Raw genomic sequence first — 20,794 nt, forward strand, 5'->3', positions numbered from 1 at the left:
CGCAAATCAGTACAGCGATACTGGAGCCTGTCTGATTTCCTGTGACGGGTGACAAAAAGAAGCCGCCCTCAGGCGGCTCCTTTTCAATCATTAAGACTGCTTGGACATTGCAGCAACTTCTGCTGCGAAGTCAGTCTCAACTTTCTCGATGCCTTCGCCCACTTCGAAGCGGATGAAGCCAGTTACGTCAGCGTTGTGCTCTTTCAGCAGCTGAGCAACAGACTTGCTTGGGTCCATTACGAATGGCTGGCCAGTCAGAGAAACTTCGCCGGTGAATTTCTTCATGCGGCCTTCAACCATCTTCTCTGCGATTTCTTTTGGTTTACCAGACTGCATCGCGATGTCCAGCTGAACCTGGTACTCTTTCTCTACCACTTCAGCAGACACGTCTTCTGGCTTAACGAATTCTGGCTTGCTTGCAGCGATGTGCATTGCCAGCTGTTTAACCAGCTCTTCGTCAGCGCCTTTAGCCGCAACCAGAACACCGATACGGGCACCGTGCTGGTATGAACCCAGAACGTCGCCTTCCAGAGAAGCAACGCGACGGATGTTGATGTTCTCACCGATTTTAGCAACCAGCGCAACACGCTCTTCTTCGAACTGTGCTTTCAGAACTTCAACGTCAGTGATTTTGCCAGCAACCGCTGCGTCCAGAACTTTGTTAGCAAATGCCTGGAAACCACCATCTTTAGCAACGAAGTCAGTCTGGCAGTTAACTTCCAGAATGATGCCGTAGGTGCCGTCGATCTTAGTGATGATCACGCCGTCAGCAGCAACGTTGCCTGCTTTTTTAGCTGCTTTGATCGCACCGGATTTACGCATGTTTTCGATTGCCAGCTCGATGTCGCCGTTCGCTTCAGTCAGCGCTTTTTTGCAATCCATCATGCCTGCGCCAGTACGCTCGCGCAGCTCTTTTACCAGGGATGCGGTAATTTCAGCCATTCTTAAATCCTCGGGAGATGTGAACTGCCCGGCCGGGGGCCAAACAGTGTAAATTGAAAAAAGGGGCCGGTAATGGGCCCCTATTCATACACGGTACTAATAAGGGGTAAAACCTTATTATTCAGCTTCTACGAAGCTTTCTTCCGCCTGAGAAGCCAGATCCTGGGAACGGCCTTCACGAACGGTAGCAGCTACAGCGCTCAGGTACAGGCTAACAGCACGGATTGCGTCGTCGTTACCCGGGATAACGAAGTCAACACCGTCCGGATCGGAGTTGGTATCAACGATAGCGAATACCGGGATACCCAGGTTGTTAGCTTCTTTGATAGCGATGTGCTCGTGGTCTGCATCGATTACGAACAGCGCGTCTGGCAGGCCGCCCATATCTTTGATACCGCCCAGGCTGTTTTCCAGCTTGTCCAGTTCACGAGTGCGCATCAGCGCTTCTTTCTTAGTCAGCTTGTCGAAAGTACCGTCCTGAGACTGGGTTTCCAGATCTTTCAGGCGCTTGATGGACTGACGAACAGTTTTCCAGTTGGTCAGCATGCCGCCCAACCAGCGATGGTTCACGAAGAACTGGTCGCAGCTGTTAGCAGCATCTTTCACAGCTTCGCTTGCAGCGCGCTTAGTACCAACGAACAGAATCTTACCTTTACGGGAAGAGATCTTGTTCAGCTCAGCCAGGGCTTCGTTGAACATTGGTACAGTTTTCTCAAGGTTGATGATGTGAACTTTGTTACGTGCGCCGAAGATGAAAGGCTTCATTTTCGGGTTCCAGTAACGGGTCTGGTGACCAAAGTGAACACCAGCCTTGAGCATGTCGCGCATGGAAACAGTTGCCATGTTTAAAACCTCTATATTGAAAGTTGGGGTTATGCCTCCACGTATCCCATATTACCGACCCCGAAGGGCACCCCGGAATATGTGCCGATACGTGTGTGTTGTTACACAAAGTGAGATTTGTCGCTTCCGTCCAGCCTGTGTATCTGAGATGGATCGGAAGTCCGGCGCGCTTTATACCACAAAACACGACCAGAAACCAACAGTTGTTGGCGGAGTGTGCTGTTAATGATTCTCAATTTGGCACGGAGCGTGCCTGACTGATACCATTGACGACACTTAGACTAGTATTGTCGAAAAAATCGACACCGATGGACAGATTACATGGCTATCTCTATTAAGACACCTGAAGAAATTGAAAAGATGCGCGTCGCCGGTCGTCTGGCCGCGGAAGTGCTGGAAATGATCGAGCCGTTCGTGAAGCCGGGCGTCAGCACGGGTGAACTGGACCGCATCTGTAACGACTATATCGTGAACGAGCAGCACGCGGTTTCCGCCTGCCTCGGCTACCACGGTTTCCCGAAATCCGTCTGCATCTCTATTAATGAAGTGGTGTGCCACGGCATTCCTGACGATGAAAAACTGCTGAAAGACGGCGATATCGTCAACATCGACGTGACCGTCATTAAAGACGAGTACCACGGTGACACCTCAAAAATGTTCATCGTTGGCAAGCCGACCATCCTGGGCGAGCGCCTGTGCAAAGTCACCCAGGACAGCCTCTACCTGGCGCTGAAAATGGTGAAGCCGGGTATTCGCCTGCGTACTATCGGCGCCGCAATTCAGAAATTTGTGGAAGCGGAAGGGTTCTCCGTGGTGCGCGAATACTGCGGTCACGGTATTGGCCGCGTCTTCCATGAAGAGCCGCAGGTTCTGCACTACGATGCAGACGACGGCGGCGTTGTGCTGCAAAAGGGCATGACCTTCACCATCGAGCCAATGGTCAACGCCGGTGACTACCGCATCCGCACCATGAAAGACGGCTGGACGGTGAAAACCAAAGACAGAAGCTTGTCTGCCCAGTACGAGCATACTATTGTGGTAACAGACAACGGCTGCGAAATTATGACGTTGCGCAAGGATGACACCATCCCGGCGATACTGACGAACATTGAGTGATAAGAAGCCGGCAAATGCCGGCTTTTTTAATGGCGATAGCTTTTTCTTATGGGTGGCGCACGATGAGTAATCTTTTACCCGAACAGTATGCTAACACAGCCCTTCCCACCCTCCCCGACCAGCCCGATAACCCGGGCGTCTGGCCGCCGCACGAGCTGACCTGCGCGCATATTAAAGCCCATATGGATGTTTTCCATCGCTGGCTGGGTAGCGCGTTCGATGCAGGCGTATCTGCCGAGCAGCTCATTGAGGCGCGCACCGAGTTTATCGACCAGCTCCTGCAGCGTCTATGGATCGACTACGGTTTCGGGCAGGTTAGCGACATCGCGCTGGTTGCCGTCGGGGGCTATGGCCGCGGTGAGCTGCATCCGCTTTCCGATATCGATCTCCTGATCCTAAGCCGCAAAAAGCTGCCGGACGAACAGGCGCAAAAAATCGGCGAGCTTCTGACCCTGCTCTGGGACGTGAAGCTGGAAGTCGGCCACAGCGTTCGCACCCTGGAAGAGTGTCTGCTGGAAGGGCTATCGGACCTGACCGTTGCCACCAACCTGATTGAAACCCGTCTGCTGATTGGCGACGTCGCGCTGTTCCTGGAGCTGCAAAAACACATCTTCAGCGACGGCTTCTGGCCGTCAGAAAAGTTCTTCGCCGCGAAGGTCGAGGAGCAAAACCAGCGCCACCAGCGCTACCACGGCACCAGCTATAACCTTGAGCCTGACATTAAAAGCAGCCCCGGCGGCCTGCGCGACATCCACACGTTACAGTGGGTCGCCCGTCGCCATTTCGGCGCCACCTCGCTGGACGAGATGGTTGGCTTCGGCTTTTTAACCGAGGCGGAGCGTAACGAGCTCAACGAGTGTCTGCACCTGCTGTGGCGCATCCGCTTTGCCCTGCATCTGGAGGTCACCCGCTACGATAACCGTCTGCTGTTTGACCGCCAGCTCAGCGTGGCGCAGCGCCTGAATTACCAGGGCGAAGGTAACGAGCCGGTTGAGCAGATGATGAAGGATTTCTTCCGCGTCACCCGCCGGGTGACCGAGCTGAACCAGATGCTGTTGCAGCTGTTCGACGAGGCCATTCTGGCCCTGACGGCGGACGAAAAGCCGCGCCCGATTGACGATGAATTCCAGCTGCGCGGCACGCTTATCGATCTGCGCGACGAAACGCTGTTTATCCGCGAGCCGGAAGCGATCCTGCGGATGTTCTACACCATGGTGCGCAACAGCAGCATCACCGGGATCTACTCCACCACCCTGCGCCATCTGCGCCATGCGCGCCGTCATCTGACGCAGCCGCTGTGCTATATCCCGGAAGCCCGTTCGCTGTTCCTGAGCATGCTCCGCCACCCGGGCGCCGTCAGCCGCGGGCTGCTGCCGATGCACCGCCACAGCGTGCTGTGGGCCTATATGCCGCAGTGGTCGCACATTGTCGGCCAAATGCAGTTCGACCTGTTCCACGCCTACACGGTGGATGAACACACCATCCGCGTGATGCTCAAGCTGGAGAGCTTTGCCAAAGAAGAGACGCGCTCCCGCCACCCGCTGTGCGTCGAGCTGTGGCCGCGCCTGACCCATCCGGAACTGATCCTGATTGCCGCCCTGTTCCACGACATCGCCAAGGGCCGCGGCGGTGACCACTCGGTACTGGGCGCCCAGGACGTGCTGAAATTTGCCGAACTGCACGGCCTGAACTCACGTGAAACGCAGCTGGTGGCCTGGCTGGTGCGCCATCACCTGCTGATGTCGGTCACCGCGCAGCGTCGGGACATTCAGGACCCGGAAGTCATTAAGCAGTTCGCGGAAGAAGTTCAGACGGAAAACCGCCTGCGCTATCTGGTCTGCCTGACGGTGGCGGATATTTGCGCCACCAACGAAACCCTGTGGAATAGCTGGAAGCAGAGCCTGCTGCGCGAGCTGTACTTCGCTACCGAAAAACAGCTGCGTCGCGGGATGCAGAACACGCCGGACATGCGCGAGCGCGTGCGTCACCACCAGCTTCAGGCGCTGGCGCTGCTGCGGATGGATAACATTGATGAAGAGGCGCTACATCAGATTTGGGCCCGCTGCCGCGCCAACTATTTTGTCCGCCACAGCCCAAACCAACTGGCGTGGCACGCGCGGCATCTGCTCAAGCACGATCTGTCCCAGCCGATGATCCTGCTAAGCCCGCAGGCCACGCGCGGCGGAACGGAGATTTTCATCTGGAGCCCGGACCGGCCTTATCTGTTTGCTGCCGTCTGTGCCGAGCTGGACAGACGTAACCTGAGCGTGCATGACGCGCAGATTTTCACCACCCGCGACGGCATGGCCATGGACACCTTTATCGTGCTGGAGCCGGACGGCAGCCCGCTGTCGTCGGACAGGCATGAAGGGATACGTTTTGGTCTGGAGCAGGCGATTACCCAGCGCAGCTGGCAGCCCCCGCAGCCGCGTCGCCAGCCGGCGAAATTGCGCCACTTTACCGTGGATACCGAGGTCAATTTCCTGCCGACCCACACCGATCGTAAATCGTTCCTGGAGCTGATCGCGCTCGACCAGCCAGGGCTGCTCGCCCGCGTCGGCCAGGTTTTTGCCGATCTGGGAATTTCGCTTCATGGGGCCCGAATTACAACGATTGGCGAGCGAGTAGAAGATTTATTTATAATCGCCACCGCCGACCGGCGTGCCCTTAATAATGACCTGCAGCTTGAAGTGCAACAACGGTTGACAGCAGCCCTCAATCCAAACGATAAAGGGTGATATGTTTTTTAGTGAAATGGAAAGAGTAAACAATGCAGCAGTTACAGAACGTTATTGAGTCCGCTTTTGAGCGTCGCGCCGAGATTACCCCGGCAAATGTGGATACCGTGACCCGTGAAGCGGTAAACCAGGTGATTTCCCTGCTGGATTCCGGCGCGCTGCGCGTGGCAGAAAAAATCGACGGTCAGTGGGTCACTCATCAATGGCTGAAGAAAGCCGTGCTGCTCTCTTTCCGCATCAACGATAACCAGGTTATCGACGGAGCAGAAAGCCGCTACTTCGATAAAGTGCCAATGAAGTTCGCTGACTACGACGAAGCGCGTTTCCAGAAAGAAGGTTTCCGCGTGGTACCGCCTGCGGCAGTGCGCCAGGGCGCCTTCATCGCACGTAATACCGTGCTGATGCCATCCTACGTGAACATCGGTGCCTACGTTGACGAAGGTACCATGGTCGACACCTGGGCAACAGTCGGTTCCTGCGCGCAGATCGGTAAAAACGTTCACCTGTCCGGCGGCGTGGGCATCGGTGGTGTTCTGGAGCCACTGCAGGCTAACCCGACCATCATCGAAGATAACTGCTTCATCGGCGCGCGCTCTGAAGTGGTTGAAGGCGTGATCGTGGAAGAAGGCTCCGTGATCTCCATGGGCGTTTACATCGGTCAGAGCACCCGTATCTACGATCGTGAAACCGGCGAAGTGCATTACGGTCGCGTTCCGGCGGGCTCCGTCGTGGTGTCCGGCAACCTGCCGTCAAAAGATGGCAAATACAGCCTGTACTGTGCGGTTATCGTGAAGAAAGTGGATGCGAAAACGCGCGGTAAAGTGGGCATCAACGAATTGCTGCGCACCATCGATTAATCGGGTATAACAAAAAGCGGGGGCAACCCCGCTTTTTTTATATCTGAGGGTGGCGAAAATAGATTTTTTCGTTAATTATTCAAAGGTTATGTTGAGATCAAGGGTACCGCTATGTACGATAATCTGAAAAGTCTGGGCATTACCAATCCTGATGAAATTGATCGTTACAGCCTCCGCCAGGAAGCCAATAACGATATTTTGAAAATCTATTTTCACAAGGACAAAGGAGAGTTTTTCGCCAAAAGCGTGAAGTTTAAATACCCACGCCAGCGTAAGACCGTTGTTGCTGACGGTGTAGGACAGGGATACAAAGAAGTACAGGAAATCAGCCCTAACCTGCGCTATGTGATCGATGAACTCGATCAGATCTGCCAGCGCGACCGCACCGAAGTCGATCTCAAGCGCAAGATCCTTGACGATCTGCGTCACCTTGAAAGCGTTGTTACCAATAAGATCAGCGAGATTGAAGCGGATCTTGAGAAGTTAACCCGCAACAAATAAGCCGTTTTATTGCCCGGTGGCGCTTCGCTTACCGGGCCTACGAACGCATGTAGGCCGGGTAAGGCGAAGCCGCCCCCCGGCAAACAGCTTCATCTCTGTTCATCCAACTGCAGCGCCACATACAGCAGCAGCCTGTCGTCGAAATTTCCCAGATCTAACCCCGTCAGCTCTGAAATTCGGTTTAACCGATACTCCAGGGTATTGCGGTGAATAAACAGCGCTTTTGACGTCGCCAGCGGCTGCACGTTATGACGGAACCACGCCTGCAGGGTCCGGCGCAGCAGGCCGTTATTGTCCATGGCTTTCAGGCGCGCCAGTGGCCGCGCCAGCTCATTGGCCTGCCAGCCACCGCGCAGGCTGTCGAGCAGCACCGGCAGCATCAGGTCCTGATAAAAATAGCTGCGGCTCTCCGGCATTCGCTGCTTGCCCACCATCATGGTGGTGCGCGCGGTTCGCCAGGAGCGGGCGATACTGCCCGGACCGGTAAAGTAGTTGCCCAGCGCAACGCGAAAACGCAGCTGACCATTCTCTTTCATACGGGAAATTAACTGCTCCACGCGACGGCGATGATCGTCCGCATCCCAGCGGCCAAACGTATTGAGCGCCGGTTTGAGCACCACCATCTCCGTCAGAGAAACGATCGCCACCAGGTTATCGCGCTCCGGCGTCGCCAGTGCATTTTGCAGCTGCTGCAGCTCGGCCATCGCGCTGTCTACGCCCAGCTGGCCGCTGTCGACCTCAATGACCGCCACCACGCGCGGCTGATTCAGATCGATCCCCAGACGCTGCGCCCACTCGCTCAGCGCAGGCGTATGCTCCTCTGCCTGAATAAGGTTCATCACCAGCTCTTCGCGCAGGCGGCTGTCCTGAGCCAGCAGGTGCATCAGCCGCGACTGCTCCAGCATCATCTCCGCCGTCATGCAGACCAGCTCGCCATATTTTCGCAATGACTCGGGCTCGCCGGTGAGGCCGATGACCCCCACAATCTCGCCTTCAAGGCGCAGCGGTAAATTGATGCCCTGACGGACGCCGTGCAGGTGTTTCGCTACCGCATCGTCGATATCGACCACGCGCCCCTGGGAGAGCACCAGCAGCGCGCCTTCGTGCAATTCCCCAATACGCTCGCGATCGCCACTGCCAATAATGCGCCCACGGGCATCCATTACGTTGATATTGGTATCAATGATGCGCATGGTGCGCGCCACAATATCCTGCGCCATTTTGGTATCAAGATGCCAGCCAGCCATAGAACCCTCCCGTGAGCAGAGCTCAAGCATAGGGAAGTTCAGCGACGCCCGCATTGTGCAGATGCACAAAGAGAGAGGAAGAAGTGTGGACTTGTGTGAAAGGTCACAGAAACGAGAAAAGCCCCTGCGAACAGGGGCTTCAGAGTATTACTGCATCAGCAGGTAAATAGAGGTGTCACCACGCTGGATATTCAGCGCCAGCACGGAAGGTTTGCTGTCGAGGATCTTACGCAGTTCCGCGATGTTTTTCACCGGCTGCTGGTTAGCGCCCATGATCACATCGCCTTTTTTCAGGCCAATACGGGCTGCCGGTGAATTCGCCTTCACGTTATTCACCATTACGCCTTTATCTGCGCCTTTGTTGCTCATCTCGGCACCTTCAATACCGCTGAAGATGGTGCTGGAGTCCACCTGATTCTGGCTGCTCTGCTGCAGCTCCAGGCTGACGTTAACCGCCTTGCCGTCGCGCAGCAGACCAAGGGTCACTTTGCTGCCGATAGGCATAGAGCCGACTTCCGCACGCAGGGCGGCAAAGCTGCTGATCGGTTTACCGTTCAGGGAGGTGATCACATCCCCCGCTTTAATGCCCGCTTTCGCGGCAGAGGAGTTTGGCATCACCTGGCTGACGAATGCCCCGCGCTGGGCGTCAACCTTCATTGCCTTAGCCAGTTCGGAGTTCAGTTCCGTACCCAGGATACCCAGCTCACCGCGTTTCACCTGGCCATACTGCACCATCTGCGCGGTCAGGTTTTTCACCATGTTACTTGGGATAGCAAAGCCGATCCCGATGTTGCCGCCGTCCGGTGCCAGGATCGCGGTGTTGATACCGATCAGCTCGCCGTTCAGGTTCACCAGCGCGCCGCCGGAGTTACCGCGGTTGATCGCCGCATCCGTCTGGATGAAGTTCTCATAGTTCTCAGCATTGAGGCCGCTACGGCCCAGTGCAGAGACGATACCCGAGGTCACGGTTTCACCCAGACCGAACGGGTTACCGATCGCCACGGTATAGTCACCCACGCGCAGCGCGTCGGAGTCGGCAATTTTAATCGCCGTCAGGTTTTTCGGATCCTGAATCTGGATCAGCGCGATGTCGGAGCGCGGGTCTTTGCCGACCACTTTGGCGTCAAACTTACGGCCATCGCTCAGCTGAACCTTAATACTGCTCGCGTTATCGACAACGTGGTTGTTGGTGACGACATAGCCTTTCGCTGCATCAATGATTACCCCCGAGCCAAGCGCCATGAATTTCTGCTGCTGGCCGCCGCCCTGGCTGTCATCCCCTGCGCCACCGCCCTGACAGAACGGAGAGCTCTGGAATGGCGAACCGTCCTGGCAGAACGGCGAGTTGTCGCCGAAGAACTGCTGGAAGTTACGCGGCATGCGCGGCGTATTGACGGTCGTGCTACCCTCAACGTTAATACTCACCACCGATGGCATCACTTTTTCGAGCATCGGTGCCAGGCTTGGCATCTGCTGCGCGGTTGCTGCCGACGACGCGGTCTCGGCTGCAGTAGCAGTCAGAGGAGACAGCGCTAAACCTAAACTCAGAGCCAGTGCACTCATTGCTAATGTGGTTTTTTTCATGTTTCTCAATCTCGATTTACAGGTAACGCAAAATTGCTGTGTAACTCAGATTCGTTTTATACCGCTTAGTTCCGGCGATAAGTTTATGGAAAAGGTAAAAATTTATTGGCCGTCTTTACAAAACTCCGGAATTATTCCACCGCCATCAGCTTGCGGTATTCATCCCAGGCATACAAATCCGTCATGCCGCTGATATAGTCCTGGATAAGACGGCAGCGGTAATAATATTCCATCACCGGCCACTGCGGTGACTGGCGATCCAGCTTGCCAATCGCTTCGACATACGCCAGACGGTGTCGGGTAGAAAGTTTTTGATAAAGTCGTGATTCAATGGGAATACGGCGCACGCGCTCGTGTTCCACCAGCTCGCTGAATTCGTCGACCGACAGCTGGAGCAGCGGAGCATAAATTTCCAGTAACCCACTGATCACTCTATATCCCTGCAGCTCTAATTGTTCGACATCCGGATGGCTGAATACATGCCGCATCGCCACATGTTTATAAAGCTCGAGGAGCTGGCTGAAACTGCTGTCATCTTCCAGCAGGGCGTGGTTGAATTCCCCGCTGAAAATCAGCGGCAAATTATCAATAAAGCGTGACGCCGCGTATGGCACCAGCTTATTTAATGTATTGACCCGCAAATACATAAAGAACTGGTCTTCCGTACTGCGGCTTAATGTATTTGAGCGCGATTTTTCCCAGGCATTTTCGACAACCTGCGCAAACAGCGAGCCTTTTTCATGGGTGCCCCAGGCCGTATAAAGATGCTGATAAAGCTCCTCGACGCTGAAAATTCTTTTCTCAACGGCGTCTTCCAGATCGGCCACGCAATAGGAAATATCATCGGCGGCTTCCATAATCCAGGTCAATGGAAAACGGCCGTTTGGCGTCAATGAAAGTTCTTTACGTAACCGTTCAATATAAGCCTCTTCGGAAAGGTAATAGCCCGGTTTTTTCATTAAATAACTGTGGGACGCGGGCGTCTCCCCCATCCACCACGCGGGGCGCGTATATTTAAGAATGCAGCCGACCTGCGCCCAGGTCAGGTTCATACGCATCAGGGAATGCACCAGCCGGATCCCCTGCGCGTTACCCTCAAAGTGACAGAGGTCCTGGCGCACCTTGCGGCGCAGATCGTTCAGCCCCTCTTCACCTTCACGCAGGCGTAAATCGCGTACGATGCAGCGGTCGTCGCTCAGCGGCTGGCTTACCGCATCCGAAGGGTAAAGCCGTTGCTTAAACCAGTCATTGATAGCCGCCTCACCAAAGTGGCCGAAAGGCGGGTTGCCGATGTCATGCATCAGGCAGGCCATCTCAACGATGCTCTCAAAAGGCCCCGTCAGCTCGTCCAGACCATAGGTTTCCAGTAAGCGCTGCTCTTTGAGACGGCTTAAAATCTCTTTGGCGATGTAGCGCCCGACCTGCTGCACCTCCATGGAGTGGGTTAAGCGCGTGCGCACCGCGGCGTTACGCTCCAGCGGAAAGACCTGGGTCTTTTGCTGCAGACGGCGGATGGCGGGCGAGTTAATGATCCGCCCGCGATCGCTTTCGAAGATACGCAGGATCTCATGTTCGCTCTTGTCGCCCTGCGGCGAACGGAAACGTCGGTGCCAGTTAATTTTGGTGCGAAAATCGATTGGTGACATGTGCTCCCCCGCGTGAGAATGCGTTTCCCCTTAACCGCATGATAGACTATGCATCTTAACAAGGCACATCGCGAGTAAATCTATGAAAATCGGCATTATTGGTGCAATGGAAGAAGAAGTTACGCTCCTGCGTGACAAAATTGAGAACCGTCAGACCCTCTCTCTGGGGGGTTGTGAGATCTATACCGGTCAGCTAAACGGTGTTGACGTGGCTCTGCTGAAATCAGGCATCGGTAAAGTCGCTGCGGCGCTGGGTGCCACCCTGCTGCTTGAGCGCTGCAAGCCGGACGTGATCGTGAATACCGGCTCTGCGGGCGGCCTGGCGCCGACGCTGAAGGTGGGTGATATCGTTGTTTCCGACGAAGCGCGTTACCACGATGCTGACGTCACCGCGTTCGGCTACGAGTACGGCCAGCTTCCGGGCTGCCCGGCAGGGTTTAAAGCGGACGACAAACTGATTGCGGCGGCAGAGACCTGCATTGCTGAGCTCAACCTCAACGCGGTACGCGGTCTGATTGTCAGCGGTGATGCGTTCATCAACGGCTCCGTTGGCCTGGCGAAAATCCGTCATAACTTCCCTCAGGCGGTGGCCGTTGAGATGGAAGCGACCGCGATCGCGCACGTTTGCCATAATTTCAACGTACCGTTTGTAGTGGTTCGCGCCATCTCTGACGTGGCAGATCAGCAGTCCCACATCAGCTTCGACGAGTTCCTGACCGTTGCGGCAAAACAGTCCACCGTGATGGTGGAACGCCTGGTGCAGAACCTGGCACGTGGCTAAACATACCTTCAGGGCGCTGGCCGCCCTGCTTCTGCTCGCACCGGCGTGGCTTTTTGCCGCGCCGCGTGTGATTACCCTCTCTCCCGCCAATACCGAACTGGCGTTTGCCGCCGGGATCACACCCGTTGGCGTGAGCAGCTTTTCGGATTATCCCCCTCAGGCGACAGGCATTGAACAGGTGGCAACCTGGCAAGGGATGAACCTTGAGCGCATCGTGGCGCTGAAACCGGATCTCGTGCTGGCCTGGCGCGGCGGAAACGCCGAGCGGCAGGTCAACCAGCTTACCTCCCTTGGCATCAAGGTCATGTGGATTGATGCCGTCAGCATTGAGCAGGTCGCTCAGGCGCTACAGGCCCTGGCACCCTATAGCCCTACGCCCAAAAAAGCCGAGGCTGCAGCGAAACAGATGCTCAGCGACTATGCCGCGCTGAAATCCCGATACGATACCCCTGTTAAAAAGCGCATCTTCCTGCAGTTTGGCAGCCAGCCGCTGTTCACCACCGGAAAAGGGTCGATTCAGAATCAGGTACTGGAAGTCTGTGGCGGTGAAAACATCTTTGCAGCCAGCCGGGTACCGTGGCCTCAGGTAAGCCGTGAGCAGGTTCTGGCGCGCCAGCCACAGGCCATCGTGGTGGTCGGAAATGCGAGCGAAATTCCCAAAATCGAGCAATTCTGGCAAAAGCAGCTAAAAATACCGGTAATACCCCTCAACAGCGACTGGTTTGAACGCGCCAGCCCGCGTATTATCCTCGCCGCAAAACAGCTCTGTGCCGCGCTGGCAGAGAGTCACTAACATAAGACCCTTTTCGAGGATTTAACGATGCTCGTTTATTGGCTGGATATTCTTGGCACAGCCGTTTTTGCTATCTCCGGCGTCCTGCTCGCCGGAAAACTACGCATGGATCCGTTTGGCGTGCTGGTGCTGGGCGTGGTGACCGCCGTGGGCGGCGGGACTATCCGCGATATGGCGCTGGCCAATGGCCCGGTGTTTTGGGTGAAAGATCCAACCGACCTGGTGATCGCGATGGTCACCTGTTTATTAACCATTGTGCTGGTTCGCCAGCCCCGCCGATTACCAAAATGGATATTGCCGGTACTGGATGCCGTCGGTCTGGCCGTGTTTGTCGGTATTGGCGTCAATAAGGCGTTTAATGCGGGCACCGGTCCGATGGTGGCGATCTGCATGGGCGTATTAACCGGCGTGGGCGGCGGGATCATTCGCGACATTCTGGCACGTGAGGTGCCGATGATCCTGCGTACTGAAATTTACGCAACGGCCTGTATTGCGGGCGGCATTGTCCACGCGACCGCGTATTACACCTTTGCCATTCCGCTGGAAAACGCCGCGATGCTGGGGATGATCGTGACGCTGGCGATACGTTTAGCGGCGATACGCTGGCACCTGAAGCTGCCGACGTTTGCGCTGGATGAAACTTCAAGATAGGCGTCGTTTATAAGCCCGGTGGCGCTTCGCTTACCGGGCCTACAATCCGCATTCAGGCTTAAATGCTGAACGAAGACCCACACCCGCAGGTGCTTGTTGCATTCGGGTTGGTCACCACAAAGCGTGAACCTTCCAGACCTTCGGTGTAATCTACCGAACCACCTACCAGATACTGCAGGCTCATCGGGTCAACCACCAGCGCGACGCCCTGTTTCTCAATGGTCATATCGCCATCGTTAACCTGATCGTCAAAAGTAAAACCGTACTGGAAGCCGCTGCAGCCGCCACCGGTAATATAGACACGCAGTTTCAGATCCGGATTGTCTTCGTCGGCAATCAGGGTTTTCACTTTGTTGGCTGCTGCTTCGGTAAATTCCAGCGGCACAGCTACGTCATCACTCATCTTATGCTCCCATGAATACTGCTATTGGGTAAAATTCACCCAATTCTTTTCGTCATTATCTAATACCCTGGTAATTCATTCAAGTATTCTGCGCGGCGGCCCGCTCCGCCTCTTGTTTTGCCAGGGTACGCGCGAGGATGGTGGAGTATAGCGGTTTTCCACCCAGGAACTGGGCTAATAGTGTCGCCCCGAGACAGGTAATGATCATTGGCAAAATGAGCTGGTAATTGTCCGTCATCTCCAGCACCAGCACGATACCGGTCAACGGCGCGCGCAGGGAGGCGGCCAGCAGCGCCCCCATTCCGGCTACCGCAAAGGTCCCTGCATCAAGGTGATAGGCGGGAAAGCCCGCCTCAGCCGCCATACCAAACGCGGTGCCCAACAAGGTTCCCAGCGCCAGCATCGGGGCGAATATCCCGCCGGGCGCGCCGGAGGAAAAACACAATACCGTGGTGATGACGCGGGAGATAAACATAAACAGCAGCAGACCCACGCTGAAGTTCCCCGCCGCCGCAATGGGGATCAGCCCGAAGCCGCCGCCCGCGGCATTTGGCTCGATAAACCCGAGCACGCCACAGATTCCGCCAAGCAGGCCGCCCATCAGCACCCATTTAGTCGTATTCCCACCGTGAATACGCTGGAACATATCCTGAGCGCGCAGGATAAAGGTGTTAAACAGCGGTCCCACCACGCCAAAAATCATGCCGAGGATCAGGTAAAGCCACAGGGTGTTAACCGGCGCGTTGGTCAGTTTACCCACCTCAATGACCGCCCCTTCGCCATTAAAGAGGCGAAACACAATGCTCGACATAATGACGCCGGTAAACACCGCTTTAATGGAGATCAGGTTGTAGCGAAACTGCGCGCGCATCTCTTCGATGATAAACAAAATGCCCGCCAGCGGCGCGTTAAAGGCCGCCGATAGCCCCGCCGCCGCACCGGTTGCCAGCAGCGTATGGCGCGCTTCGGCGCTGCGCATCCGAAAGAGATCGCCCACCATGCGGCCGACGTTCCCGCCCAGCTGAACCGTGGGTCCTTCCCGGCCAAGAACCATCCCCGCGCCCAGCGTACCCATGCCGCCGATAAATTTCACCGGAATGACTCGCCACCAGCGCACAGGACGCAGCTCCTCCAGCGCCCCTTCAATTTCCGGGATGCCGGACCCGCCCGCCTCCGGCGCAAATTTACGCACCAGAAAATACCCCACCATGGCAAACAGCGCCGACAGCCCGAACGCCGCAACCCAGACCAGCCATCGGCTGTCGGCGAAACCGGCCACGGTTCCCACTCGCCAGTTGAGCACGGCATTAACCGCTTTTTCAAACGCCACGCCCACCAGACCGGCGAGCGTTCCCACCACGGCAGCGGCCAGCAGGATCGCCAGCGGCGTTTTATCGCGATTGAGCAGCCGTCGAATACTGATTCGATGCTGGGCGCGCGTAAACTGTTGTTCTTCAAAAGACGGAGAATCTGATTTCATGTCCTGTACTTATTCGTCATACAAAAAGCCGCGAGGATTTTACCAGAGACTGCCCCACCGTCTCCTTAAAATTACTTAACAAATCTTAAAGCATTACCAGGCTAAAAATTTCATAACCTTCCCCGAATCACTTAGAATAGTGGGCTTAATCATTTTATACGAACCAGGAACGACGCCATGAGCAAGTCTGAAAACCTCTACAGTGCAGCCCGCGAGCTTATTCCGGGTGGCGTGAACTCACCTGTGCGCGCCTTTACCGGCGTGGGCGGCACACCGCTGTTTATCGAACGTGCTGACGGCGCGTATCTGTATGATGTCGATGGCAAAGCCTATATCGATTATGTCGGCTCCTGGGGACCGATGGTGCTGGGGCACAACCATCCGGCCATTCGTAACGCCGTGATTGAAGCCGCCCAGCGCGGCCTGAGCTTCGGTGCGCCTACCGAAATGGAAGTGAAGATGGCGGAACTGGTCACCGAGCTGGTCCCGACCATGGACATGGTGCGCATGGTGAACTCAGGCACCGAAGCCACCATGAGCGCCATCCGCCTGGCGCGCGGTTTTACCGGCCGCGATAAAATCATCAAGTTCGAAGGCTGCTACCACGGCCACGCGGACTGCCTGCTGGTGAAAGCGGGTTCCGGCGCGCTGACGCTCGGCCAGCCAAACTCGCCTGGCGTACCTGCGGATTTCGCGAAGCATACCCTGACCTGCACCTATAACGATCTGAACACCGTTCGCGCGGCGTTCGAGCAGTATCCGCAGGAGATCGCCTGCATCATCGTTGAGCCAGTTGCGGGCAACATGAACTGTATCCCACCGCAGCCTGACTTCCTGCCGGGCCTGCGCGCCCTGTGCGATGAATTCGGCGCGCTGCTGATCATCGACGAAGTGATGACCGGCTTCCGCGTGGCGCTGGCGGGCGCCCAGTCTTATTACGGCGTGGAGCCGGACCTCACCTGCCTGGGTAAAATCATCGGCGGCGGCATGCCGGTCGGCGCGTTCGGTGGTCGTAAGGACGTCATGGAAGCGCTGGCTCCAACCGGCCCGGTTTACCAGGCGGGCACGCTCTCCGGTAACCCTATCGCCATGGCGGCGGGCTTTGCCTGCCTGACCGAAGTGGCTCAGCCAGGTATTCACGAAACCCTGACCGACCGGACCACGCAGCTGGCAAACGGCCTGCTGGAAGCGGCAGAAGAGGCCGGTATTCCGCTGGTGGTTAACCACGTAGGCGGGATGTTCGGGATTTTCTTCACCGAGGCGAAAACCGTGACCCGCTATCAGGACGTGGTGAAGTGCGACGTTGAACGCTTCAAGCGCTTCTTCCACCTGATGCTGGAAGAAGGCGTGTACCTGGCACCGTCCGCATTCGAGGCGGGCTTTATGTCCGTGGCGCACAGCGAAGAAGATATCAATAACACCATTGACGCGGCGCGTAAGGTGTTTGCGAAGCTCTAAGAGCATTGCCGGGTGGCGCTAACGCTTACCCGGCCTACGGTGTTGTCCCTCTCCCCGTGGGAGAGGGCATCAGGCCGCACCTGACTACCGACTCTGCTTTCTCAACAGATAAATAAAATACGGCGCACCAATAAAGGTCGACAGCAGCCCCGCCGGGATCTGATACGGGAACAGCACCATTCTTCCGCACCAGTCTGCAAACACCAGCATCACGCCGCCCGTGAGGGCCGACATGACGATATGCGGCATCGTCCGGCGGAACCCCATCATTCTGGCGATATGCGGCGCCATTAACCCCACAAAACTCAGCGGGCCAATCGTCATGGTGGCCGTCGCCGTCAGGCACGCGGCGAGCAGCAGCAGCGCTACACGCGCTGGCGTCAGCGCCATTCCAACCGCACGTGCGGTTTCCCCGCCGAGCGGCAGAATAGTGAGCCAGCGTCGGCACAGCGGCACCATCGCCAGCAGCACGACCATCACGAGCCCGGACCCGATCGCCTGGCTGCCGGTCGCGCCGTACGTTGAGCCGGATATCCAGGTCAGGATCTTCGCCATACGCGGGTCGCCGCTTGCCTGCAGCATCATCAGCAGCATGGTGAACGCGGTGCTGAGCGCCATCCCCGCCAGCAGCATACGGTGCGGTGAAAACCCGCCGCGACCGGCGGCAATCAGGATAATCAGCAGCGTAACCGCCGCCCCGAGACTGCCGGCAGGCATCAGCCAGCCAAACGCATTGCCCGGCACAAAAAAAAGCATCAGCACCACGCCAAAGGCGGCGCCAGAGCTGATCCCAAGCACTTCCGGGCTCGCCATCGGGTTGCCGGTCAGACGCTGAATAATGCACCCCGCCACCGCCAGCATTACCCCTGCGATCAGCGCAGCAAAGATACGCGGCCAGCGCCACTGCAGCAGATCGTTGAGTAAATCGCCCGTTGCCCAGTGCCAGCCCGCGGCATCGCGACCGAATGAGAGCGCCGCGAACGAGGCAATAATCAGCACCGCCAGCCCGGCAAGGCTAAACCACAGTACCGACTGACGTTCAGCATGGACTTTATCGCCCGCATCCATCGCCGGTGCGCTCATGCTGCGCAGACGCGGCAGCAGCCAAAGCAGCAGCGGCGCCCCGATAAGCGCCGTGACCGAGCCGGTAGAGACTTCCCGCCACACCCGCGCCAGCCAGAGAATAAGCTGATCGGAAAGCCAGAGGATCAGCGCCCCAATCAGCGAGGCCAGCAGCAGACGCGCCAGCAAACGGCGCGCACCAAGCATTTTCGCCAGCAGCGGCGCAAACAGGCCGATAAACCCGATGATGCCAACCGCATTCACCAGCAGGGCGCTCAATACAATCGCCAGCGTCAGCGCCGCCAGGCGAGCCAGCGACAGCGCCAGCCCCAGGTTACGCGCCACGCCATCATCCAGTCCCATCAGCGTCAGGGGACGCAGGAGCAGCAGCGTCAGCACGACACCGCCAGCCAGCTGCGGCCACAGGCGCAGCACAACGCTCCAGTCGGTTTGGGTGAGCGTACCGGTACTCCACAGGAACATGCTTTGCAGCCGATCGTGGTGGAAAAGCACCAGCAGCTGGTTAATCGCGCCACAGTAGAGGCTCACCACCAGTCCGGCCAGAATGAGCGTCACCGGAGAAAGGCGTTTGCCCCAGGCCACGCCAAAGACCAGTGCGCCCACCACACACGCCCCCGCGAGTGCCGCAAACTGCGAGGTTAACGCTCCCGGCAGCGCCCACAGCGTGGTGATAGTGATCCCAAGCTGTGCGCCGGTCGCGACGCCGAGCGTGGTTGGCTCCGCCAGCGGGTTACGTAACACCTGCTGGAACAGCACGCCCACCAGCCCTAAACCGGCACCGACTAAAAGGGAGATTGCCAGACGCGGCAGCAGGCTGTAGTGGAACAGCATCTGCTGAATATTGTCGATATCCGGCGAGGCCAGCGCGGCTCCCCATTGCGCGCGCGGTAACGCGGCAGAGAGGTTGAACCCGGTTAACGCCAGCGCGGCAAGAAAAATCAGCATCAGCAGAAGCGCCGGGAAACGGGCAATACGCGTACTCATGCTTTACCTCCCAGGGCGTTATCCAGCACGCGGGCAAAATGCATCGCCGACAGCGTCGCGCCGTAGAACCAGACCGCCGGAGCGCGCTGGAAGCGCCGCTCGCGCACAAACGGCATCGCCTGCCAGAGCGGGGTCGCCATCAGGGTTTGCATGTCACGCTCGTTGCCGTGATCGAAGCACAGCACATCCACATCGCGAAACGCCGCGAGGCGATCGATACCCACAGCGGTACTGCCCCAGAACGTCATCTCCCCTTCCCAGGCGTTGCGAATGCCGAAGCTGTCCAGCACCTCCTGGAACAGGCAGTTTTTACCAAAGACCAGCATATGGCGGGCATCCAGCAGCGTCACCATCAGCAGCGGACGATCGCCCCGGTGAGCAAAACGCGGCTTCAGGGAGTCGATCAGGGCATCAAATTCGTCGAGATGCCGTTTGGCCTCCGCTTCCCGGTTAAGGAAATGCGCCATCTCGCCAATCGAATTTTTCGCTACGGCCAGCGGTTTTTTACCGTCGCTGAAAGCGAATCCGCGCCCGGGCGCAATGCGCGCCATCACCTCTTCTGACGGACCGTAGCCCGCGGACCAGAACAGGAACGAGGGTTTCATCTGGGTGAGCAGCTCGAGGTTTGGCTCCGTACGCAGGCCGACGTCGATCACCGAGTCCGGCAGCTTCGGCTCGTTCACCCAAAGGTTATAGTTGGGAATGTCCGCGACGCCGTAGGGCGTAACGCCGAGCGCCATCATCAGCTCGACCGGCAACCACTCCAGCGCCACTATGCGGTGCGGATCGACGGCGGCGGCACGCGCCGTATTCATTTTTAACAGCAGCGGTGAGAGGGCCATCGCCGTCAGCAGGCGACGGCGGCTAATGCGCATGTTGTCCAGCATCAGTACACGAAGCTCACCGGTGCAGCCCCGGCCGGGTGAGGCAGAATACCCATCGGAATACCATAAATCTGTTCCAGCGTTTCGCTGCGCATCAGCTCGGACGGCGTTCCCTGCGCAATCATTTCGCCGCCGCGCAGCGCAACAAGGTAATCGCAGTAGCGTGCCGCCATGTTGATATCATGCAGCACCGCAATCACCGTCAGACCGCGCTGCTGGCTCAAGCGGTGCACCAGCGCCAGAACATCGACCTGATGGGCGATATCAAGTGCGGAGGTGGGTTCGTCGAGGAGCAGGCAGCGGCTGTCCTGGGCCACCAGCATTGCAATCCACGCGCGCTGGCGTTCACCGCCGGACAGGCTATCCACCAGACGGTGCGCCAGCGGCTTAAGCCCGACCAGCGCAATCGCCTCTTCCACTTTCTCTCTGTCGGCCACGCCAAAGCGTCCAAGCGCGCCATGCCACGGATAACGCCCAATCGCCACCAGCTCTCGCACCGTCATCCCCTCCGCCTGCGGCAGCTGCTGCGGCAGATACGCCACTTTGCGGGCAAAGGCTTTACTGCTCCAGCTCTCCAGCGGTTGGTCATCCAGCAGGATGTCGCCTTCTGACGGCGGCTGATGGCGTCCCAGCATCTTGAGCAGCGTGGACTTACCGGAACCGTTGTGACCAATCAGGCCAGTGACTTTACCTGCGGGAAACGTCAAAGAGAGCGGATGCAGCAGGGTGCGCCCGGGTACGCGAAAGGAGAGATGGTTGAGCGTAAAGGTGGTGTCGGGTTGCGTTTGATTATCCTGCATATC

General features: G+C 57.3%; 18 protein-coding genes. 8 read left to right on the plus strand and 10 right to left on the minus strand.

The genetic code is table 11. The annotated features are described in order from the left end of the window. Positions 1 to 90: 90 nt before the first annotated feature. Positions 91 to 942: a translation elongation factor Ts gene (tsf, locus tag LLF79_RS18200; protein WP_014830708.1), complete on the minus strand. Its 852-nt coding sequence runs from the start codon at positions 940 to 942 to the stop codon at positions 91 to 93. A 117-nt stretch (positions 943 to 1,059) separates the two neighbouring features. After that, complete coding sequence (gene rpsB, locus LLF79_RS18205) at positions 1,060 to 1,785, minus strand: 30S ribosomal protein S2 (protein WP_003856207.1); 726 nt, start codon at positions 1,783 to 1,785, stop codon at positions 1,060 to 1,062. 321 nt (positions 1,786 to 2,106) lie between these two features. On the opposite strand from rpsB, the gene map reads away from it, so the two are divergent. From map to LLF79_RS18225, 4 genes are all read left to right on the plus strand, one after another. Beyond that, positions 2,107 to 2,901: a type I methionyl aminopeptidase gene (map, locus tag LLF79_RS18210; RefSeq protein WP_008501913.1), complete on the plus strand. Its 795-nt coding sequence runs from the start codon at positions 2,107 to 2,109 to the stop codon at positions 2,899 to 2,901. A 62-nt stretch (positions 2,902 to 2,963) separates the two neighbouring features. Then, complete coding sequence (gene glnD / locus LLF79_RS18215) at positions 2,964 to 5,639, plus strand: bifunctional uridylyltransferase/uridylyl-removing protein GlnD (RefSeq protein ID WP_227880104.1); 2,676 nt, start codon at positions 2,964 to 2,966, stop codon at positions 5,637 to 5,639. A gap of 32 nt (positions 5,640 to 5,671) precedes the next feature. Then, a complete protein-coding gene (dapD, locus tag LLF79_RS18220) occupies positions 5,672 to 6,496 on the plus strand; it encodes a 2,3,4,5-tetrahydropyridine-2,6-dicarboxylate N-succinyltransferase (RefSeq protein ID WP_008501915.1) in 825 nt (274 codons plus the stop codon). Positions 6,497 to 6,607: 111 nt separating this feature from the next. Continuing rightward, positions 6,608 to 6,997, plus strand: a complete 390-nt coding sequence (locus tag LLF79_RS18225) for a DUF3461 family protein (protein ID WP_008501916.1) — start codon at positions 6,608 to 6,610, stop codon at positions 6,995 to 6,997. Positions 6,998 to 7,086: 89 nt separating this feature from the next. Here the strand turns inward: LLF79_RS18225 and cdaR are convergent, their stop codons facing one another. The 3 genes from cdaR to dgt all read right to left on the minus strand — a co-directional run bounded on the left by cdaR (position 7,087) and on the right by dgt (position 11,474). Next, positions 7,087 to 8,244 carry a DNA-binding transcriptional regulator CdaR gene (cdaR, locus tag LLF79_RS18230; protein WP_227880106.1) on the minus strand — a complete coding sequence of 386 codons (1,158 nt, stop codon included), beginning with the start codon at positions 8,242 to 8,244 and terminating at the stop codon, positions 7,087 to 7,089. A gap of 147 nt (positions 8,245 to 8,391) precedes the next feature. Beyond that, a complete protein-coding gene (gene degP / locus LLF79_RS18235; RefSeq protein ID WP_227880107.1) occupies positions 8,392 to 9,828 on the minus strand; it encodes a serine endoprotease DegP in 1,437 nt (478 codons plus the stop codon). A 131-nt stretch (positions 9,829 to 9,959) separates the two neighbouring features. Then, positions 9,960 to 11,474: a dGTPase gene (gene dgt / locus LLF79_RS18240; RefSeq protein ID WP_008501919.1), complete on the minus strand. Its 1,515-nt coding sequence runs from the start codon at positions 11,472 to 11,474 to the stop codon at positions 9,960 to 9,962. 82 nt (positions 11,475 to 11,556) lie between these two features. On the opposite strand from dgt, the gene mtnN reads away from it, so the two are divergent. The 3 genes from mtnN to LLF79_RS18255 are packed head-to-tail and all read left to right on the plus strand — an operon-like array spanning position 11,557 to position 13,699. Beyond that, positions 11,557 to 12,255: a 5'-methylthioadenosine/S-adenosylhomocysteine nucleosidase gene (gene mtnN, locus LLF79_RS18245; RefSeq protein ID WP_008501920.1), complete on the plus strand. Its 699-nt coding sequence runs from the start codon at positions 11,557 to 11,559 to the stop codon at positions 12,253 to 12,255. Further along, positions 12,248 to 13,048 carry a vitamin B12 ABC transporter substrate-binding protein BtuF gene (gene btuF, locus LLF79_RS18250; protein ID WP_063417720.1) on the plus strand — a complete coding sequence of 267 codons (801 nt, stop codon included), beginning with the start codon at positions 12,248 to 12,250 and terminating at the stop codon, positions 13,046 to 13,048. Before mtnN ends, btuF begins: the two co-directional genes overlap by 8 nt. A 27-nt stretch (positions 13,049 to 13,075) precedes the next feature. Beyond that, positions 13,076 to 13,699 carry a TRIC cation channel family protein gene (locus LLF79_RS18255; RefSeq protein ID WP_227880108.1) on the plus strand — a complete coding sequence of 208 codons (624 nt, stop codon included), beginning with the start codon at positions 13,076 to 13,078 and terminating at the stop codon, positions 13,697 to 13,699. A 58-nt stretch (positions 13,700 to 13,757) separates the two neighbouring features. Here the strand turns inward: LLF79_RS18255 and erpA are convergent, their stop codons facing one another. Both erpA and clcA read right to left on the minus strand, forming a co-directional pair. Beyond that, positions 13,758 to 14,102 carry an iron-sulfur cluster insertion protein ErpA gene (gene erpA, locus LLF79_RS18260; protein WP_008501923.1) on the minus strand — a complete coding sequence of 115 codons (345 nt, stop codon included), beginning with the start codon at positions 14,100 to 14,102 and terminating at the stop codon, positions 13,758 to 13,760. Between the two features lie 79 nt (positions 14,103 to 14,181). Continuing rightward, a complete protein-coding gene (gene clcA, locus LLF79_RS18265) occupies positions 14,182 to 15,582 on the minus strand; it encodes a H(+)/Cl(-) exchange transporter ClcA (protein ID WP_021240492.1) in 1,401 nt (466 codons plus the stop codon). Positions 15,583 to 15,759: 177 nt separating this feature from the next. On the opposite strand from clcA, the gene hemL reads away from it, so the two are divergent. After that, a complete protein-coding gene (gene hemL / locus LLF79_RS18270) occupies positions 15,760 to 17,040 on the plus strand; it encodes a glutamate-1-semialdehyde 2,1-aminomutase (protein ID WP_008501925.1) in 1,281 nt (426 codons plus the stop codon). An 84-nt stretch (positions 17,041 to 17,124) separates the two neighbouring features. Here hemL and fhuB read toward each other — a convergent pair whose 3' ends face one another. The 3 genes from fhuB to fhuC are packed head-to-tail and all read right to left on the minus strand — an operon-like array spanning position 17,125 to position 20,791. Beyond that, positions 17,125 to 19,107 (minus strand): Fe(3+)-hydroxamate ABC transporter permease FhuB, encoded by a 1,983-nt coding sequence (gene fhuB, locus LLF79_RS18275; protein WP_065102057.1) that lies wholly within the window; start codon positions 19,105 to 19,107, stop codon positions 17,125 to 17,127. Then, positions 19,104 to 19,994: a Fe(3+)-hydroxamate ABC transporter substrate-binding protein FhuD gene (gene fhuD, locus LLF79_RS18280; protein ID WP_023293241.1), complete on the minus strand. Its 891-nt coding sequence runs from the start codon at positions 19,992 to 19,994 to the stop codon at positions 19,104 to 19,106. The genes fhuB and fhuD overlap by 4 nt, the downstream gene beginning before the upstream one ends. Next, entirely contained in the window at positions 19,994 to 20,791 is a 798-nt protein-coding gene (gene fhuC / locus LLF79_RS18285) for a Fe3+-hydroxamate ABC transporter ATP-binding protein FhuC (protein WP_008501928.1), read from the minus strand. The genes fhuD and fhuC overlap by 1 nt, the downstream gene beginning before the upstream one ends. Positions 20,792 to 20,794 lie beyond the last annotated feature (3 nt).

Source organism: Enterobacter cloacae complex sp. 2021EL-01169 (assembly GCF_020733125.1).
In the GTDB taxonomy this organism is placed as follows: Bacteria; Pseudomonadota; Gammaproteobacteria; order Enterobacterales; family Enterobacteriaceae; genus Enterobacter; species Enterobacter roggenkampii.

Bases quoted from the DNA above. Each gene is read 5' to 3' on its own strand.
- cdaR (WP_227880106.1), bottom strand. From the start codon at position 8,244: ATGGCTGGCTGGCATCTTGATACCAAAATGGCGCAGGATATTGTGGCG.
- map (WP_008501913.1), top strand. From the start codon at position 2,107: ATGGCTATCTCTATTAAGACACCTGAAGAAATTGAAAAGATGCGCGTC.
- fhuB (WP_065102057.1), bottom strand. From the start codon at position 19,107: ATGAGTACGCGTATTGCCCGTTTCCCGGCGCTTCTGCTGATGCTGATT.
- mtnN (WP_008501920.1), top strand. From the start codon at position 11,557: ATGAAAATCGGCATTATTGGTGCAATGGAAGAAGAAGTTACGCTCCTG.
- dgt (WP_008501919.1), bottom strand. From the start codon at position 11,474: ATGTCACCAATCGATTTTCGCACCAAAATTAACTGGCACCGACGTTTC.
- erpA (WP_008501923.1), bottom strand. From the start codon at position 14,102: ATGAGTGATGACGTAGCTGTGCCGCTGGAATTTACCGAAGCAGCAGCC.
- dapD (WP_008501915.1), top strand. From the start codon at position 5,672: ATGCAGCAGTTACAGAACGTTATTGAGTCCGCTTTTGAGCGTCGCGCC.
- hemL (WP_008501925.1), top strand. From the start codon at position 15,760: ATGAGCAAGTCTGAAAACCTCTACAGTGCAGCCCGCGAGCTTATTCCG.
- LLF79_RS18255 (WP_227880108.1), top strand. From the start codon at position 13,076: ATGCTCGTTTATTGGCTGGATATTCTTGGCACAGCCGTTTTTGCTATC.
- LLF79_RS18225 (WP_008501916.1), top strand. From the start codon at position 6,608: ATGTACGATAATCTGAAAAGTCTGGGCATTACCAATCCTGATGAAATT.
- fhuD (WP_023293241.1), bottom strand. From the start codon at position 19,994: ATGCTGGACAACATGCGCATTAGCCGCCGTCGCCTGCTGACGGCGATG.
- degP (WP_227880107.1), bottom strand. From the start codon at position 9,828: ATGAAAAAAACCACATTAGCAATGAGTGCACTGGCTCTGAGTTTAGGT.
- fhuC (WP_008501928.1), bottom strand. From the start codon at position 20,791: ATGCAGGATAATCAAACGCAACCCGACACCACCTTTACGCTCAACCAT.
- rpsB (WP_003856207.1), bottom strand. From the start codon at position 1,785: ATGGCAACTGTTTCCATGCGCGACATGCTCAAGGCTGGTGTTCACTTT.
- glnD (WP_227880104.1), top strand. From the start codon at position 2,964: ATGAGTAATCTTTTACCCGAACAGTATGCTAACACAGCCCTTCCCACC.
- tsf (WP_014830708.1), bottom strand. From the start codon at position 942: ATGGCTGAAATTACCGCATCCCTGGTAAAAGAGCTGCGCGAGCGTACT.
- clcA (WP_021240492.1), bottom strand. From the start codon at position 15,582: ATGAAATCAGATTCTCCGTCTTTTGAAGAACAACAGTTTACGCGCGCC.